We start from the raw sequence: 18,998 nt of genomic DNA on the forward strand, positions 1-18,998 counted from the left end.
CTAAATCGAATATAGTTCTAGCAGCATACATTACACATCCTGGAAGACCTACTATTGGAACTTGTTTTCCATCCTTTTCATAATAAGCTATTAAAAGCATAGCTCCTGGAAGAACTGGTGCTCCATAAGAAACTATTCTAGCTCCTGTAGCCTTTATAGCTCCTGGTGTCTTATCGTCTGGGTCTACACTCATACCACCTGTACATAGTACTAATTCAGCACCTTGGTCTATATAATCTAAAACTGCTTTTGTTATTTTTTCCATATCGTCGTTTACTATAACTTGACCCATTACATCTGCATCAAATTCTTTTACCTTATCGATTACAACAGGACCAAAAGTATCCTTTATTCTTCCATAGTAAACTTCATTTCCAGTTGTAACTACGCCTACTTTTTTCTTTTTATATGGAAGTAGAGATAATATAGGTTTATCTCCAGCTACTTCTTTAGCTTTTTCCATTTTTTCTTGTTCAATTAAAAGAGGTATTATTCTTGTTCCAGCAAGCTTGTCACCTTTTTTAACCATTGTATTTGTATGTCTAGTAGCTATCATCATTTCTCCTAGACTATTTACTGCTTTTAATCTATCTACATCTATTTTTAAAAGACCATCTGCATCTGCGATAATCTCGATTTTACCCTCTTTAACAGGTGTTTCAGTCATATTTTCATTTAAACATATATCTCTAAGGTATTCTGCAGCTTCATTTTCATGAAGAATACCTTCTGTTTTTTCCCAAATATAAAGATTATCCTTACCTAAAGATAGTAAAACAGGAATATCTTCCTCTGTCACTATATGACCCTTTCTAAAAGCTGTATCCTTCTTTACATCCTTTATTATTTGGACTATATCGTGGCAAAGAACATGTCCAACAGCATCTTGAGTTTTTACACATTTCATTCAACATCACCCTCAACTTTCAAAACTATTTTTGTAATTTACATTGTTTTAATTTATGACTGTCTATAATTTCTACTTAATATTAAAAAATTTCACTTTAGTTTTAAAAGAAAATTATCTCTTTAGACAAAGAAAAATCTCCTTTCCAACAGGAGGCATATTCATTTCTAAATACACCCTAACGTTTTAACATTCATAGCAAAATAGCCTTAGAACACTAAAATCGGAGAAATCGTTTAACATTTGTATATTTGATTAAATAGTAGCATTTTAACTATAATTTGTCAATTTAATGGCAAATATAGAAAAATTTGTAGTATAATATATATATATTTTACTTTTTATATAAATTTTTATTTAGGCGGGAGGTTATTCTTATGAATAATGAATTAAAGGAAGTTATAAACAAAATAATTGAATCATCTAATTTCAAAAGCGACAAAGATTTACTACGTTTAAAAAACGAAGTTATGAACCAAGTTTTAAATTGTTTCTCTGAAAAAATCTGTGAAGACAATGAAAAACGTGTAGATTTCATAAGCTCAGATGATGCAGTATTAGAATTAAAGGACAATACAACTAACAAATTATATAGAAGATCAGTTCCTCTATCATACATAGAAAATTCTAACGGTATAAGATTAACTGGTGAAGACCTTCACGGAAATCCTTCAGAAATAGTATTTTTATCTAGTATAGCTGTTGAAAAAATAATCGACGTAACTGGTAGAGGTCGTAACGAAGCTAGATGCCCAGGACATGAACACTAGACATATTATAAATTAGATAGAAAAAGGCGCCTATGTGGCACCTTTTTTAGCTATATATTTTTTTGTAGCATTTCAAATTTTTTATCTTCAAATGAAACTACGTTTATCGCACCGTAATCCTGTTTTATACTTAAAACATCATTTAAAGGTATTTTATCTATATAAGCTATTAAACATTTAATAATACCGCTGTGAGTTACTAAAGCTATATTGTCGCCTTCATTTTCTATTGTCAGCTTATTTAAGGCATTTTTAGCTCTTTCAAAGCATTTTTCAAACGATTCCCCACCGTGCTTATCAAAAGAAGCTATATTATTTCCCCTCTCTTCATATTCAAGTGGGTATAATTTTTTAATCTCACTAAAAGATTTATTCTCCCAAATACCCATATCTATCTCTCTAAGATCTCTATCTATAAAATACGGTATATTTAGGTAATCCGACATAATTTTTGCCGAATCTTTACATCTATTTAAATCGCTTGTATAGATTTTTTTTATATTTTTATCCTTTAAAAAAACGCCGTTTGATTTCGCCTTTTGGGTACCCTCGTGGCTAAGCTCTATATCAGTTATTCCAATACATTTTTTGATTCCGTCTTCCCAATTTAGTCTGCCATGTCTTATTAAATATATTTTCATCTGTTCTCCTAAGTTAAAAATCAATCGTATATAATTTTTCGTTTACCCATGTAATAATTGATCCATTTATCTGTGTATTCTACTTCTATATCGATATCTAATTGATTTGTATCTACTGCTTTTTTAATAGCCTCGATATTTAAAAGCAATTCTTTAGCTTTAGAAATCAATAAATCATAATCTTTGTTGTCGTTATTTAAATCTAAAACTGCTAATTTTATATTTAATTTAGACTTATCTTGTATCTCAATTCTACAGTTTATCAAATTTTTTATTTTAAATAAACTGCCATCTAGATCTTTTATATTTATAAATGAATCGTCATCTAAGTAAAATACATTTGCCTCTCTATAATCGATATAGTCAAGTCTCTTTAGTGGACTGCCACATGAACAAGTACCAGGGACAAGTGCGCCTATATCGCCCGTTTCATATCTAATTAGAGGCATTGCAGCTCTAGTCAATGTTGTAAGCAATACTTTTCCGACCTTACCATCTTCTAGAGGTTCTTTTGTAACTGGATCTACTACTTCCATAAGTATATCATTTTCTCTAATATGCATACCTGTGTGGTATGAACATTCTACTGCACAACCAAGGCCAGCCTCTGTTATGCCAAAATGGTTAAAAACTTCACAATCGTAAGCTTCTTTTATTTCTTCTACAATTTCACGACTGACCATATCAGCACTTAAAAGTATGCTCTTTAATTTTATATTTAAATGTTTTTCTTTTATATATCTGCCTAAAGCTAGAATCTCTACAGGCATTCCAACTATAGAGTTTACTTTGTTTTCTATAATGCTATTTGCACAGCGCTCAAATGTATCTAAAAGACCATAAGGCACTGGCTTTACTTCTATATTGTGTAGCCCTTTTCTAATTAAATCTCCTACACCATTTTCTCTTTCACATGGAAGTAAAATCATCATCGTATCGCCTTTTTGGGCTAATAAACTAATTCCAGCTCCAAAAAAATCGATAGTCAAATCTTGATCTTCTTCTGTAAAATAAATAGTCTTACACTTTCCTGTTGTACCAGACGTTTTTAATGAAACTATTCTAGATATCTCGCTTTGAGATACACATACCATTTTTTTATCGCACTCTAGTATATCGTATTTATTCGTTATAGGAAGCTTTGTAAGCTCATCTAATGAGTTTAGCTTGTCTATATCCTTATAAAGCCTTCTATAAAAAGGTGAATTGTCTTTTGTGTATTCAATAAGATAGTTAAGTCTTTCGAGCTGATAATTATCTAAATCCTCTCTAGTCAACTTAACCTTCTTATTATCGAATATTTTTTTATTTATCCAATCGTCTAGTCTCATATTTACTTTCTGTGTAAATACTCGCCCTTCGTATTAGTTAAATTATATGCGCAAAATGGTACTAGTTTTATGTTTTCATCGTCGCTTACAACGTGTATATAGCATTGTTTTAATCTATCTATATCTAAGTTCCATGCATCTTGGAATAGCATAGCAGATATAGCTAATGTATATTTTTCAAATCTCTCAATAAAATCATCTAGTGATCTTGTTCCTACTACTTCTTGTTTAGAAGTTTCAGCCGAACAACAGCATGAAGCTTTTTCTACCTTTGGTTTTGGTTCGCAGCAACATGAAGCTTCTTCTACTTCTGCTGAGCAACAATTTATAGGCTCATTAAGATCTATATCCTTTCTACCAGACCATTGCTTAGCGACAAACTCTCTAGATTGCTTTGATGAAGTAGGCTTTGAACAACAAGATGTTCTACTTCCTAGAGCTCTCAAGCTTCTATCTTCATTTACTAAGAAGTTAGCGTGGAAAGAGCAATAAGAGTTTTCGGCTCCTCCTGGCATGAAGTCTTCGACCTTCATCTTGCCATTCATTTGATTTTCTATTTCCTTAATCATCTTAGGAATAGTTATTCTAAATGTTTCGTCCCTATTTTCATATCTTCCGAAGTAGCTAATAGGTTGGAAATGCACACCTCTCACTGCAGGCATATTGTTTATTGCAAATTCTATGATTTTTCCCAATTGATCTAAGTTTGCATCTTTCTCTACAGTAGGAACTAGTACTACACCTACACCTGCCTTTTTACAATTTTCGATTGCTTTTAGCTTAGTTCTAAGTAGCTTCTTGCCTCTAAGTCTTATATAAGGCTTTTCAGTAAGTCCATCGAATTGTAAAAATACAGTATTTAATCCAGCATCAGCTAGTTTTTTTATGTAAGAAGCATCCTCAGCTATTCTAATGCCGTTAGTATTTAATTGGAAGAAGGTAAATCCCTTTTCCTTTCCTATTTTGATTATTTGATCTAAGTCGTCCCTCATAGTAGGTTCTCCACCTGATAATTGTATATTATATGGACCTCCACAATCCATCAAATAATCGAAATATTCAGCTACTCTCTCTATGCTCACATCAGGCTTTACATGTTCATTAGCTGAGGCAAAGCATATAGGACATTTTAAGTTACATCTATCGGTTAACTCTAATAGTACACAGCAAGTCTCTTGTCTATGCTCACTACAAATTCCACAATCATAAGGACAACCCTTATTTACATCACTGCCTAGAACCTCTGGAGTCTTATAAACCTCTTTACCTCTCCAAGTCTTGTAATCTTGTCCTTCCCAGATTAAAGTCTTGAAAAATCCGTGTTCATCGCAAGTTTTTTCTAAATACACTCCATCGTCGTATTCAACTTTTTGTGCCATAACCTTTTTTAGGCAAACTGGACACACACTTTCTACATAATTTATAATATTGTGCATAATTTTCTTCCTTTACGTCGTTATTTCAGTAAGTCGTTTAGAAATTTTTCAAATTCTATTTTACTATCTTCTACCTTACCGTCTTCAAAACTAACCTTCATAGTTTTAGAGTTTATAATCCCCTTAATTTTTGTGTTATCTTGACAAGTTATCATAAATATAGGTCTTCTGTATGGTTTTACAGTTACTTCACCTAGTACAGATAGCTTATCGTCTATAAATTCTTTATCTAAATTCACATCTATTTTGTACTCATATGTTTGACTGTTTTTAAAGCAGTTTTCTACCTTTTTAACTTCAAAGTTATCCATTTACTATTTTTCCTACTGATTCTATAAAGTAATCTACTTCTTCTTCTGTAGTAAATCTAGATAAACTAATTCTTATACTGCCCTTTGGATGAGTACCTATGCATTTGTGAATTAATGGAGCACAGTGAAGACCAGTTCTACAAACTATTTCAAATCCCATTTGAAGATCTTCTCCTGCTTCAGCAGCGCTCATATTTGGAAGAGTAAATGAAAGTACAGGAGTGCTTTCACCTTCTACATCTACTACATATGCTCCTAATTCTTTTAATGCTGTCTTTATTTTCTCTATTAATTTATCTATTTTAGATTTATCTATTGGATTTTGAGATGCCCATCTAAGTGCAGCCTCTAATCCTTTAAAAGAAGGTCCATTAGGTGTTCCAGCTTCCATTCTAAGTGGCATAAACTCTGGCATAGTATCTTGATCACTTAATATACCTACTCCACCTTGTAAAACTGGATTTAATTTTATATCCTTAGATACATAAAGTCCACCTGTACCTTGTGGTCCAAGTAAGTACTTATGACCTGTAAATGCGACCATATCAATTCCCCATTTTTCAGGAAGAACATCTATAAGTCCTAAGCTTTGAGATGCATCTAGTAAAACTACTGCACCGTATTTTTTAGCTATTTTAGCTAAGGTTTCGGCATCGTTTACTGCTCCAGTTACATTTGAAGCATGAGTAAATACTACCATTTTAGGCTTCATCTCTTTTATTTTTTCTTCCCATAATTCTGGATTTATTCTACCTTGATTGTCTACATCTAAAATTTCATATTCTATTATACCTTCTTGTTTAAGGTAGTATAGAGGTCTTAAAACTGAGTTATGTTCTGCAGCTGTAGTTAAAACTTTATCTCCCTTTTGGAAGTCAAATCCATGGATAGCTAAATTTAGTCCAAAAGTAGCATTAGTTCCATAAACTATACTGTCAGAACTTTCAACTTGTAAAAGTTTAGCTAGTAAATCTCTACAAGTATATTTTTCCTCTTCTTCAACACCACTTCTGTGGTCGCTTGATGGAAAATCTTCTATAGCTTTTTTTACAGCCTCTGCAACACAGCTTGGTTTTGGCCATGATGTTGCTCCATTATTGAAATAAATCATACACTATCCCTCCATTTTATTTTTAAATTTTCATAGGTTTTACCTATATTAGATACTACATTAGACTCTATTTTAACAGCTGCATTGTATCTTTTGATTACATTTTGATATACAATAGAGTCGTCTTTATATTTTTCTATTTTATTTTTAAATCTATTTTCTACACCCACGAATTTATCTTCATATATTAATTTATCAGCTAAATATAATATAGAATTCTCATTTAATAAATCCTCATATTCTTCATCTAAGGTCATATGAGTTTTGACTATTTTTGCAATTTTATCATATCCTAAATCATTTAAGAATTTAGCACCTTCTAATGCGTGTTTCTTTTCAGACCTTTTTATATCGTGAAGCAATGCTGATGATGAAATCAATCTTATATCGATTTTAGACTCACCCAACGCTTTATTTATAGCTTCTGCTAAATCACAGGCGACCTCTTTTACTTTTTCTGAATGATTTACTACATTTTGAGGTACATTTGAATATTCGAGTAAATTCATGCACTCGTCTTCTGTAAGGTAATTTCTATTTTCATAGTAATTTTTTACCTTTTCAAAATCATCTGGAGTGTCTGTATCTAGTAATACGAATTTATCTGGTGTATCTAGTATTATAGAATCCTCGTCCATATTTGTAAGAGCTAATTTAAGTCCTCCCTCTCCGCCGTAATTTAGCAGATAGTCAAAGCACTTAGCGCTTATTATGGTAGGATGTCCTTTTACACCGTCAAACCTTGAATATACAATGTTTTTTTCCCCTCTATTCATCTCTTCTACAAGTAAATCGACAGTATACTTAGTAACAAAGCCTATATCAGCTGGTGTAAATGCAATTGCATCACAGCTATCCTTTATCTTCTCTAATCCGATTTTAAATGAATCGTACATTGAGGTTTCTCTAAATTTATGGTTGTAAACCATAGTTACTTCCTCGTCCTTTAGAGCCTCTTCTATTTCTTCACCCCTGTATCCTAAAACAACGCATACATCTTTTATACCACTTCTTCTCAGGCTATCTATAGTATGTAAAATTAAAGGCTTATCGTCTATTTTCATTAAAGGTTTAAAATTTTTCATCCTAGATGAAAGACCTGCAGCTACAATTAATCCACCTATTTTCATTATTTTAAATTTTTCTCCTTTCCAGCTCTTTCATTTATAAGCTCTCCAGCGATACTTACTGCTATTTCAGCTGGAGTTTTAGCAGCTAAATCGATTCCTATAGGTGCATGAACTCTCTTTATATCTTCATCAGTAAATCCTGCTTGTCTTATCTTGTCATAAGTCATTTTTATCTTAGTCTTACTTCCTATCATTCCTATGTAATAAGCATTAGTCTTTAATGCCCATTCTAAAACATTGTAGTCGTATAAGTGACCTCTTGTTATTATAAGGATATAGCTGTCGTCGTCAATTCCCATATCTGGTATTTCATCCATCTTATCTAAAACTACTACCTTTGAATCAGGGAATCTATCTTTATTTGCAAAATCCTCTCTATCATCGATTACAATTGTATCGAATTCTATTAGATTTAAAATTGTCGCAACCTCTTTAGAAACATGTCCTGCACCAAATACGAATGCTTTTCCTGAAGAATGAACTTTTTCAACTATATATCTCTCTGTATCTATAACATCACTGTGAATTCCAAGAGTTCCTATTCCATTTTGTAATTTAAATTTGATTGTATCATCTCCACCAAATTCTCCAGTTATATTTCCTTTATCATCTACAAATACAACTTGCTTTTTATCCTCTTGGTTGAAAATGATTGTAACAATCCATCCTTTTTTGTTGTTTTCTACAACGTCTACAGCCTTTTCAAAAACCTTTATATTATTTTCGTCTTCTGCATCGATGTAATTTATTAATAGTTCTCCATTTCCACCGCAAACCATTTCTGATTTGTGTGCATCCTTGCTATCTAGATGAAACTCATATACAAAAGTTTTTTTGTCTTTAATTGCATCTACACTTATATCCATACATCTGGATTCCATTATTCCTCCGCCGACTGTACCTATTATAGATCTATCCTTTCTGACAATCATTTTTGTACCTTCTGAACGAGGAGTTGAGCCTGTACTTTTGATTATACTAGCTAGCACAAAGCTCTCTTTATTTTTTAGTAATTTTAAACCTTCTTCATATATATTGTTCATAAAAATAGCCCCCTTATTATGTCGTTATATATTTTAAATACTATACATCATAGCCATATTCAGCAAGTATATCAAATACTTTTTCAAGTGTACTTGATACTAAATTAGGACAAACCTTCATTTGATTTTTTAGATCTCCATCTATTATATCCTTGCATTCAGTTCCCTTTCCATTTGTCCCTTCTGTTTCAAACCATTCGATAAGCTTTTTTATCATTTCCTTTGCATTTTCATCTTCTATTTCATCATCTTCTCCCTTGCATGTGAAATATCCGATTGCACATATACCACCAGTAAGTGCACCGCAAATTCTTTGATTAAATCCAAGACCTCCTATAAGGCCTCCCATAGCTCTTATTAAATCACTGTTTTCTTTTTCTTCAGCATCTAATATAGCCTTCATAAGAATTTGACTACAGTAATATCCCTTTGTAGCTAATTCCATCATATACATTTCGTCCATGCTATCACCCCTTAACTAAAGTTATTAAAAAATAGCCTGTTTTTCTACTTAGCATAGTCTTATTTAAATCGCAGCTATTACATCCTCCGAGCAATATTTCAAGACTTCCGTACTCCCAGAGCACCTTGCCTATATAATTTCTCCAATTTTTAGATTGATCCTTAAAATCTACTACTTTAAAGCCCATATCTTCACATAGCTTATACCAATAATCTAATGTATAGGCATTGCTTTTATCTGTATTTTCTTTAAAGAAAAAATCACCTAATAGGATAATTCCATTATCCTTTAAAATATCTCTACAACTATTTAAAACTAATTTCGGATTGTCCATTATAGATAGACTACATTCTATGGAGATTATATCGAAATAATTCTTTTCAAAATCCATAGAATGTGCGTCCATTACCACAAGATTTATATCTCCGTATTTACTTTTTCCTTCATTTATTATATCTTCAGATATGTCTATGCCTACTGCATCGAGACCCTTTTTACTTAAAAAGTCTACAGCGCCTCCACTTCCACAGCCTATATCTAGTACCTTTGCATTTTTGTCTAGGTGGTATTTATCTAAAAGCTCGTCGATTAGATAAAGACCACCTATATTAAAATCTTTAATTTTGTCAAACATTATTTATCCTCTAATGACTTTTCAACTGTGTATATTTTCGGACTTGATAGAGATTCATCTATGAATACTCTATGACATTTAGGGCACACAGGTAGCTCAACTGGAAAACTACTTCCTAAATATTCTAATGTAACCTTTCCTTTTTTAAGCGGCTCATTACATTTTACGCAAATCATTGATTCGCTGTCATAATCGTAAAAACTATCGTAACCTTCATGCATACTAATCCACCTCTATCTTCATTCTATGACTATAAGCATTATGTACTAAATATTTGTCGCCTTCTACTGTATATTCAACCCAGAAAGTAACATTTTTTATAGTGCGATAAGCTAAGAATGTATTTTTATTCTTGTTCAAGAATTTTTCATTATTAGCCTCTGCATATGCTATTGTGTCGTGAACATCTTTAAATAAAATAAGCTTTTCTTCAAATTTTTCTTCTAATTCTTTACTTATTATTAAGTTTACTTCGTAGTCGTTCTTGTCTGTTTTGCCTAGTAAATCTAATTTAAGTTGCACTCTGTTATACCTTCTTTCTGATAAATTAGGTTTTTTATTCTTCCCTTCAAAGTCGTAAATTAGTTGTAGTATATGTTTTGATTCTTTATTTTGCCCTAAATAGGCATCTCTACAGTTAATACAGTAAGTAATATAAGCTAAATCACTTTGGTCGATTCTACTTTGAACTATATCCTCTCTCAATTCTCTATGAGAAAAACAAGTAAGTCCTCCGTATCCACAACAAGTAGTCTCTTTTTTATTGTAGTCTAATTCTTGTAGATTGTAACCTAATTTTTCACTTATTTCTCTCACTTTGTCTTGTAATTCTACTTCATAACGTGCAGAACATGGGTCATCTACAGCTACACATCTACCATTTCCAACATTTTTAAGCTGTTTGTCATCTATATAATCGTATACCATGCTTATTTCTACATTTTCTAAATTTTCTTTAAATATTTTATAGCATGTAGGACAAGCAGTTATAACATTAGGTGAACCCATTTCTTCTATAGATTTTTTAATAAGCTCTATAGCTTCTTTAAATTTAGCTACTTCACCAGACCAAGGACCTATCGCTCCACAGCATCCAAGCATTATACCTACTGTGTCATCTAATTTTTCATTTAAATCTTTATATATTACTTTTACCAAATCAGGTTCTGATGCACCCATTTGGCATCCTGGGAAAAATACGTATTTAGAATCTGAAGATGTGTTTTTAGGATTTATAATTGTGAAGTACTCGTCACTATTACTAAATTCCATATCTTGCCATGCAAATTCAAAAGCAGATTGAGGCATTTTTTCTGTTCTTACCATATCGCTTCTAGTCCAGTAAAGGAAATCAACAAAATTTACACCATTTGGACAAATTTCAGCACATTGACCACATAAGCTACAAGAATTTATCATCTTATTCGCAGTATGATTTCCAACTGAAATAGCTAAGTTAGTTTGAGTTGTTCTTGTAAGTTTTACTGGTGTTTCACCGTAATGTCTTAAAAATTCGCATCCCTTTATACATTCTAAGCAGTTACAATCTATACATCTACTGGCTTCCTTTACAGCCTCTTCTTCAGTGTAAAATTCTCCATTTGCCATAGCTACAGGCTCTTGAGGCTCTATTTTATCTAATACAGTAATTAATTTTGTATCGTGACTTCCCTCAGTTTCTCTGGCACTGTACATATGACTCTTTTGGAAAAATCTATAGATAGAATTTGTCGCTCTTTTTCCGTAATCTATACGATCAATTGCTAAATCTAATTTTGGTATATAAAAAACTATGTCATCTTCATGCTGTAAACTTATTTCATTATATGATAATCCTAAATCATATACATTTCCGTCGATTATAATTACATCGTATTTTTCTTTGTATTTATCTAAATCATCTATATTAAACTCTGTGTTTAAACAAATATTTACTTCTTCATCAGTTAATTTTTTAAGATCTTGTTTAATAGCATCTTCTTCTAAAACGCCTTTATTTTCTTCATATATACTTTTACCTAATAAATCTCCTTTTTCAAAAAGATCTACTGTATATCCTTTTAATTTAATTTCAAGGGCCGCTATAAGTCCTGATAAGCTAGAACCGGCAACGAGTACATTTCCCTTTTTTTTAAATTTTCTAAACACCCTCTTCTTAGTGTGTTGTCCATATTTCATACATGCAATCTCTATATCCCTTACATTTATAGCATCGCCTAGTCCATTTCTTAGGCATTTAGATTTACATTTTTGCTCACAAATTTTGCTCATTATATTAGGAAATACCACTCTGTCTTCATATATCTTTCTAGCTTCAGTAAATTTTCCAGCTGAAACTAATTTACATATTTCTCTAACATCTACATGTATAGGACACATAGCGTTACACCAAGGAGGTTCACTTTGGACACACTTACTTTCTAGTCCTCTTAAAAATGATTCGCTAAAAAAAACTTTATCTTTAAAACTACTATTATCCATATAAAATTCCTCCATAAAATAAATTATGATTATAGATTAAAAGAAGGGCTTAAGTTTTTAAGCCCTCCTTATCATTCACTTAACAAGAGCAGTATTTAAAATTACTCTTATACAGTTTCAATTATTCTATTTTTAAGTTAGTATTACTTATTTTAATGCGTCTAATGCAGCTTTAACAACGTCTGGAGTAGCTGGTATCTTAGTGATTCTAGCACCAGTAGCATTGAATATAGCATTTAATATAGCTGGGTGAGGAGCAGCTAGAGGTCCTTCACCTACACCAGATGCACCATAAGGTCCTTCTGGTCTTGGAGTTTCTTCAAAGTGTAATACTAAATCATCTGGAACGTCTTTGATTTGTGGTATACCACATTTAACTAATGAAGTATGTTTGCTTAAGTCTTCGAAGTCTTCAGTTAATGCAAGACCTATACCTTGAGCTAAAGCACCATAAACTTGACCTTCAACTACTAATTTATTGATTATAGTACCACAGTCAACTGACATAGTGAATTTTTCAACTGTAACTTTACCAGTTTCCATATCAACAGCAACTTCTGGCATATTTAATACATACATGTAGTTACTGAATGGTTTACCTTGAGCAGTAGCACCATCACAGTCAGTACATTCAGAAGCAACCCATTTACCAGTGTATTTAGTTGGTAAACCTTCTGCAACCATTTCATCGTAAGTACGATAAGTACCGTCACCTTTATCTAAAGCAGCTAATAAGTTTTCAGCAGCTATTCTAGTAGCATTACCAGTAACAACGTTAGATCTACTTCCACCAGCAGGACCACTGTTTGGAGTGAATTCCATATCGCATAATACTAGTTTGAAATCTTCTGGTTTGTATCCAGCTTTCTTAAGAGTTTCATGAGCCATAGTTATAGTAGCTATATCAGCACCTTGACCATGATCTTCCCAAGAGTTATATAAAGTTACACCATCTTTAGTGATTTCAGCATAAGCTTCTGAAGAGTCAGCACCATCAAGACCACATCCATAAACACCTACAGATATACCAACACCACGTTTAACTTTATCAGTAGAGTTAGCAGCTACTCTCTTCTTAGCTTCTTCCCATTCAGGTCTTAAGTCATCCATCATTTTAACTAATGAGAATACTTCAGGAGTTTGACCAGTTGGAGTAGTATCTCCTGGTCTATAAACGTTTCTATATCTTAATTCAAATGGGTCCATTCCCATCTTATCAGCTAATACATCTATTGCAGTATCAACACCCATGAAACTTTGTGGAGCACCGTATCCTCTGAATGCACTACCCCAAGCATGGTTAGTAAATACGCAGTAAGAATTATTTCTTATGTTAGGTATACCATAACCAGCACCCATGAATTGAGATAGACGCATTGTTAATAAGTCACCGAATTCAGAGTATGGACCATGGTCTACGTAGTTTTCACCTTCTAATGCTAATATCTTACCATTTTCATCTGCACCAAGTTTAACCTTTAAGAATGCAGGAGATCTCTTACCAGTGTAAGTGATTTGTTGATATTGAGTATATACTAGAGAAACTGGTCTACCAGTTGCTAAGCAGCAAACACCTAGTATAGATTCCATAGTTGGTGAGAATTTATATCCAAAAGTACCACCAGTTGGGTTTTGTACTAAGTAACAATCTTCTGGAGCTACACCTATACCTTCACAGATCATTAAGTGATGTAGATGTATACCGATACTCTTAGAGTGTATGATTAATTTTCCGTTTTCATTTATGTAAGCTTGACCACAGTCTGGTTCTAGAGGTAGATGTGGTTGACGGCTACAATAAGATTCAACTTCTACTACATTTGGAAGAGTTTCCATTAATGGAGCAGTGTCTTCACCTTTTATACATTTAGTTTCATAGAATACATTTGGAGTTCCAGGATGTATTTCTATAGCATCTTCAGCCATTGCTTCTGGAGCACTCATGTAAGCTGGAAGAACTTCTAAGTCAACTTTAACAAGTTTAGCAGCTTCTCTAGCTATTGCTTCAGTATCAGCAGCAACTACTGCTATAGCATCACCATATTGGAATACTTTTTCATCACATAATATTGGTCTATCCCAACCATCACCTTTGTTGTATCCTGGGAAGAATACTAAACCATTTATTCTATTATTACCTTTAACATCTTTAGCAGTTATAACTTTATGAACACCAGGAACCTTTAATGCTTCAGAATAGTCTATTCCTTTTATTAAAGCATGTGAAACTTCAGCTTGAACTAAAGCTAATTTTAAAGTACCTTCTGGCATTTGTAAGTCTATATCAGCACCGTAATCCCAAGTACCAGTTACTTTAGCTTTTGCAGATGGTCTTATATATTCAGTACCTAGTATATCATTTCCTACTGGTTTGAATATTAAATCATCAACAGATTTTTCGCCTCTCATTACTGCTGCTGCATCCATAACAGCATCAACTAATGGTTTGTATCCAGTACAACGGCATAAGTTTTTATGGCTTTGGAACCAATCTCTTACTTCTTCTCTAGTTGGAGAAGGATTTTCTGCTAGTAAAGCTTTAGATGACATTAAGAAACCTGGAGTACAGTAACCACATTGAGCACAACCATGTCCCATCCAAGCAACTTGTAGTGGATGTAGTTCATCACCATTAGCTAAACCTTCTACAGTTTCTATTACAGATTCTTCTGGAACTTTTTTCATTTTTACTATACAAGAACGAACTGGTTTACCATTTAATATAACTGTACAAGTACCACAGTGACCTTGGTTACAACCTATTTTACATCCTGTAAGCATTAATTGTTCACGTAAAACTGAAGCTAAACTACTTTCTGGATCTACCATTAAGTTTCTCTTCACACCATTAATGAAAAAATGTCTCTTTAATAACAATTCTAATTCCCCCTTTATATAAGCCTATAACTCTTAAATAATCCAAGCTTTGAAAAAAGCTTAAATTAAATTAAAATTATATACAAAATATATATATCAAAACCTTTTCCCCAAAATTAAAAAGGTTTATGATAGCAAACCAAAAATCTAATAAACACCAATACTTCAAAAATAGATTATTTTTAGAAAATTCAGAATAAATAAAAATTTATCAAACTTCTAATATAATTCTTTAAATAAAAAATCTCCTTTATATATTAAGGAGATCCATTACTAACTAATATTAATAAGCTATCTCCTTTCCAACAGGAGGTATATCTATTTCTAAATATACCCTAACGTTTTAGTCTCCATAATAAATATCTATTATCTTAGGTAAACTAAAATCGGAGAATTTATTTAATTTTCATAAATATTTCTATTTATTTTTTATTGATTTATTAATTAAATCATATCAGCTTTTACATTATTTGTCAATTTTATATTGGAATAAAATCAAGTATACAAGTATACAAAATATTTTCAAAAACATAACACTTTTTTTCAAACGTCCACAAAAATCATTCTGAAATATTTATTTTATTTTTTATAATTTTTTAACAAAGTTAATATAAAAATTTATTTTTCGACATTTGCTTTTTTATCTATTTGTAAAAAATTAGAGGATATTTATATTTTTTATAGAAATTATTTATATGTAAATAATAATTTATATTATTAATAGGTGTGGTATTTTTCTGCACCTAATTTCTAGTACATATGGAGGAAATGATATGACAAAAATAGGTAGAAATGATGACTGCCCTTGCAGAAGTGGCAAAAAATATAAAAACTGCTGTATAAACCAAGTTGAGAGAGACAAATTCTTAAAAGACACTCTAAATGCACAATATATAGATTTCAACTATATGATCGGTCAACTTATGGGAAGTTCACAGCTTTTATATGAATATTTATGTGATAATCTTAGATGGATCAGAAATCCTATTATGTGGCTTCACAAACCAGATTTAAATGGAAATATGAGAAGCCTTAAGCTTGGAGAAGATACATATGCAATTTTACTTAAGGATATACATGTAAATCAAAATGACTATTTTGACCTAGCTCACGAAATAGGCCATTTAGTATTATCAGAATCTGGATATCCAAGCTGCTCTATAATAGGAAATGATGCAAAAAAAGCTTATTTAGCTTCAGTATTAAACAACGTTATCTTAGATCCTATAATAAATAGACAGCTTAAACAATACGGATTTGACTTTAAATCTCATATTGAAAAATCAATACAAATACAAGTACCTGTAGTCAATTCCTATCAAGAGGAAGAAAAATTACATAAGTACGACAAACACTTTTTAAAATGTCTACTAATTCAAAAGTGCTTAGACTGGAATTTATCTGACGACGATATAGAAAACCCATTTGAGGATATATACAAACAAAAATACCCAACTATATACAACGAATCCCTACAAATAATCGAGTATATAAAGGGATTAGAATGGAATACTCCTCAAATAGCCAATGAAATATTAAATAAAATGATAAAAGACGACGATATGGAAGATACTATACAAATTTTATAATTTATTTTTAAAATACTAGCTTCGAAAATAACAAGCTAGTATTTTTATTTATTTAGATTTCTATATTCCTTAGGCGTCATACTTGTCTTTTTCCTAAATACCTCACAGTAATAGCTAGAGGAACAAAATCCATTTTCATATGAAATCTGGCTGATAGACATATTTGTATTTTTTAAAAAATCGATGCTTTTATTGATTCTGTAATCCTGAATATATTCAAATATAGTGCATTTTACATTCCTTTTAAATAAATGACAGCATTCACTCTTGCTCAAATGCACACTTTTTGCGATATCCTCTAATGATATTTTATTCATGTAGTTTTGATGTATATAAGAAAAAATTGATTTTAATCTGTTATCATCATCTGTTTTCGGTCTGTCGTGATTATCGTAATCGGTTTTTACATTTACTATTATCATTTTCCAAATCTCTAATAATTTTAAATATATATCAAATTCATATAACTCACTTTTTTCATAATTGAGTTTGTGCACCTCTTTTATTTTCTCCAATATAAAATTTTGCCACTCAACTTCTTTATTTAAAACTATGGCTGTAATATTTCTACAGCTTAAATAAGGATTTATATATTTCTGTGCTATAATGCTCCCTTGGAATGACCCTATTAGCTTCGGATGAAAATCTATACATATATAAGAATTTAAAGGAGATGATACAGGTTTTGCCATATGTAAGTGTTGACTGTTTATAAATATACCGTCGCCTTCATTTAGTGTATACTTATTTTCAGATACATAAAAATCTACAACGCCTTTTGTAACTATACAAAATTGTAATTCCTCATGCCAATGCCAATTGACAAATCCAAGCACATTTTTTTCTAAAACAGTTTCGTATATGACTATAGGAAATTCATAGACACCATGATTTGTAGTTTCTCTTTTATTTTCATCCACTTTTATATTGTATATTTGCATTTTACCACTCCTTAACAATACAGTTATATAAATAGACAATATTTAAGTATAAATACATCTATTTTTTAAATATAATTATATTAATAAAATCCACAGTAATCAATAATAAATACTGTTATATAACTAGGAGGTATTTTTATGGACAAAAATAATATTTTAGAAACTTGCAAAAAATATGGAGACGATCTTGTAAAATTTACTCAAGAGCTAGTAAAAATTATAAGCTACTCTGATGAAGAAGGAGAAATGGTAGAAGCAGTTTTAAATAAAATGAAGGAATTGGGATACGATGAAGCATTTGTAGATTCTACAGGAAATGTAGTAGGTAAAATTGGTACAGGAGAAAAAATAATAATGTTCGATTCACATCTAGATACAGTTCAAGTTCCAAATCCTGAAGATTGGACTGTTCCACCTTTTGAAGCAAAAATAGTAGATAATAAATTATATGGTAGAGGCTCTGTAGATATGAAATCAGGCCTTGCAGCATCTGTCTACGCTGCAGCAATTGCTAAAGAATGTGATTTACTACAAGGAAAAACTATCTACGTTACTGGTTCAGTATGTGAAGAATTCTGCGATGGTGTAAATATAAAGATGTTTTTCGAGGAATACAATTTAAAACCAGACTACGTAGTTATATGTGAACCATCAGACAATATAATCACTCTAGGCCACAAAGGTAAAGCTCAAATACTTATAACTACTCACGGTGTATCAGCTCACGGCTCAGCTCCTGAAAAAGGAATAAACGCTGTATACGAAATGGCTGAAATAATCCAAAGAATAGAAGCTAAAAATAAAGAATTATTTGAAAAGGGAAATCCTCATGGAACTATGGTTTTATCTGATATAAATTGTGTAAGTGCATCTCTAAATGCAGTTCCAAGTGAATGTAGCGTCTACATAGATAGAAGAATGGTACTTGGAGAAACTGAAGAAGATGTAAAAAAAGAAATGGATGCCATAATAGAAGGAAAAAGAGCAACTTGGCAAATAGGTACACTTAGACATACTAGCTGGAAGGGTGCTAAATTAGTTTACGAACCAATTCACGCTCCTTGGAAAATCGATAGAAACCACGAGCTTACACTTGCCTGTGATAAATCATATGAAGAGACATTTGGATCTAAACCTGAAAAATACGACTTCTGGGACTTTGGAACAAATGCAGTCACTCCAGTCAGCATGGGCATACCTACTATAGGCTTTGGTCCAGGAGAGTACAAGCTTGCCCATATGGTAGACGAGCATTGTGATATCGATAAAATAAAAGATGCTTGCAAATTCTATACTTACTTGATAAATAATCTATAATATTTAAAACGCCCCT

17 protein-coding genes and 2 riboswitches are annotated in these 18,998 nt (G+C 31.7%); of the genes, 3 read left to right on the top strand and 14 right to left on the bottom strand.

What is annotated here, in order from left to right; genetic code table 11:
* A partial coding sequence (locus SPD90_RS11150; RefSeq protein ID WP_320925275.1) for a molybdopterin-binding protein occupies positions 1-907 on the bottom strand: 907 nt, incomplete at its 3' end.
* A 122-nt stretch (positions 908-1,029) separates the two neighbouring features.
* A riboswitch (molybdenum cofactor riboswitch) is annotated at positions 1,030-1,148 on the bottom strand.
* A gap of 136 nt (positions 1,149-1,284) precedes the next feature.
* Here SPD90_RS11150 and SPD90_RS11155 point away from each other — a divergent pair.
* Positions 1,285-1,677, top strand: coding sequence for a hypothetical protein (locus SPD90_RS11155; protein ID WP_320925276.1), 393 nt, complete (start codon positions 1,285-1,287; stop codon positions 1,675-1,677).
* 50 nt (positions 1,678-1,727) lie between these two features.
* On the opposite strand, the gene SPD90_RS11160 is transcribed toward SPD90_RS11155, so the two are convergent.
* The 12 genes from SPD90_RS11160 to SPD90_RS11215 all read right to left on the bottom strand — a co-directional run bounded on the left by SPD90_RS11160 (position 1,728) and on the right by SPD90_RS11215 (position 15,135).
* Positions 1,728-2,318, bottom strand: coding sequence for a histidine phosphatase family protein (locus SPD90_RS11160; RefSeq protein ID WP_320925277.1), 591 nt, complete (start codon positions 2,316-2,318; stop codon positions 1,728-1,730).
* 20 nt (positions 2,319-2,338) lie between these two features.
* A complete protein-coding gene (locus SPD90_RS11165) occupies positions 2,339-3,649 on the bottom strand; it encodes a DVU_1553 family AMP-dependent CoA ligase (protein ID WP_320925278.1) in 1,311 nt (436 codons plus the stop codon).
* Positions 3,650-3,651: 2 nt separating this feature from the next.
* On the bottom strand, positions 3,652-5,085 hold the full coding sequence (gene trsS / locus SPD90_RS11170; protein WP_320925279.1) for a radical SAM (seleno)protein TrsS: 1,434 nt from the start codon (positions 5,083-5,085) through the stop codon (positions 3,652-3,654).
* Positions 5,086-5,105: 20 nt separating this feature from the next.
* On the bottom strand, positions 5,106-5,396 hold the full coding sequence (locus tag SPD90_RS11175) for a hypothetical protein (protein WP_320925280.1): 291 nt from the start codon (positions 5,394-5,396) through the stop codon (positions 5,106-5,108).
* Positions 5,389-6,507 carry an aminotransferase class V-fold PLP-dependent enzyme gene (locus SPD90_RS11180; RefSeq protein WP_320925281.1) on the bottom strand — a complete coding sequence of 373 codons (1,119 nt, stop codon included), beginning with the start codon at positions 6,505-6,507 and terminating at the stop codon, positions 5,389-5,391. Before SPD90_RS11180 ends, SPD90_RS11175 begins: the two co-directional genes overlap by 8 nt.
* Positions 6,504-7,637 carry a DVU_1551 family NTP transferase gene (locus tag SPD90_RS11185; protein WP_320925282.1) on the bottom strand — a complete coding sequence of 378 codons (1,134 nt, stop codon included), beginning with the start codon at positions 7,635-7,637 and terminating at the stop codon, positions 6,504-6,506. Before SPD90_RS11185 ends, SPD90_RS11180 begins: the two co-directional genes overlap by 4 nt.
* Positions 7,637-8,680: an XdhC family aldehyde oxidoreductase maturation factor gene (locus SPD90_RS11190; protein ID WP_320925283.1), complete on the bottom strand. Its 1,044-nt coding sequence runs from the start codon at positions 8,678-8,680 to the stop codon at positions 7,637-7,639. Before SPD90_RS11190 ends, SPD90_RS11185 begins: the two co-directional genes overlap by 1 nt.
* A 40-nt stretch (positions 8,681-8,720) precedes the next feature.
* Complete coding sequence (locus SPD90_RS11195) at positions 8,721-9,143, bottom strand: DVU_1555 family C-GCAxxG-C-C protein (RefSeq protein ID WP_320625905.1); 423 nt, start codon at positions 9,141-9,143, stop codon at positions 8,721-8,723.
* A gap of 4 nt (positions 9,144-9,147) precedes the next feature.
* Positions 9,148-9,777 carry a class I SAM-dependent methyltransferase gene (locus SPD90_RS11200; RefSeq protein WP_320925284.1) on the bottom strand — a complete coding sequence of 210 codons (630 nt, stop codon included), beginning with the start codon at positions 9,775-9,777 and terminating at the stop codon, positions 9,148-9,150.
* Entirely contained in the window at positions 9,777-9,998 is a 222-nt protein-coding gene (locus SPD90_RS11205) for a DVU_1557 family redox protein (RefSeq protein ID WP_320925285.1), read from the bottom strand. Before SPD90_RS11205 ends, SPD90_RS11200 begins: the two co-directional genes overlap by 1 nt.
* A 1-nt stretch (position 9,999) precedes the next feature.
* Positions 10,000-12,258, bottom strand: coding sequence for a pyridine nucleotide-disulfide oxidoreductase/dicluster-binding protein (locus SPD90_RS11210; protein WP_320625907.1), 2,259 nt, complete (start codon positions 12,256-12,258; stop codon positions 10,000-10,002).
* A 147-nt stretch (positions 12,259-12,405) separates the two neighbouring features.
* Positions 12,406-15,135, bottom strand: a complete 2,730-nt coding sequence (locus SPD90_RS11215; RefSeq protein WP_320625908.1) for a molybdopterin-dependent aldehyde oxidoreductase — start codon at positions 15,133-15,135, stop codon at positions 12,406-12,408.
* Between the two features lie 279 nt (positions 15,136-15,414).
* Positions 15,415-15,539: riboswitch (molybdenum cofactor riboswitch) on the bottom strand.
* Positions 15,540-15,908: 369 nt separating this feature from the next.
* On the opposite strand from SPD90_RS11215, the gene SPD90_RS11220 reads away from it, so the two are divergent.
* Positions 15,909-16,724 (top strand): SEC-C metal-binding domain-containing protein, encoded by an 816-nt coding sequence (locus tag SPD90_RS11220; protein ID WP_320925286.1) that lies wholly within the window; start codon positions 15,909-15,911, stop codon positions 16,722-16,724.
* A gap of 44 nt (positions 16,725-16,768) precedes the next feature.
* Here SPD90_RS11220 and SPD90_RS11225 read toward each other — a convergent pair whose 3' ends face one another.
* Positions 16,769-17,665, bottom strand: a complete 897-nt coding sequence (locus SPD90_RS11225; RefSeq protein ID WP_320625435.1) for an AraC family transcriptional regulator — start codon at positions 17,663-17,665, stop codon at positions 16,769-16,771.
* A gap of 138 nt (positions 17,666-17,803) precedes the next feature.
* Between SPD90_RS11225 and SPD90_RS11230 the strand changes: the two genes are divergently transcribed.
* Positions 17,804-18,982 carry a YgeY family selenium metabolism-linked hydrolase gene (locus SPD90_RS11230; protein WP_320925287.1) on the top strand — a complete coding sequence of 393 codons (1,179 nt, stop codon included), beginning with the start codon at positions 17,804-17,806 and terminating at the stop codon, positions 18,980-18,982.
* Positions 18,983-18,998: the final 16 nt, after the last annotated feature.

The organism is Intestinibacter sp., assembly GCF_034113885.1.
GTDB lineage: Bacteria > Bacillota > Clostridia > Peptostreptococcales > Peptostreptococcaceae > Intestinibacter.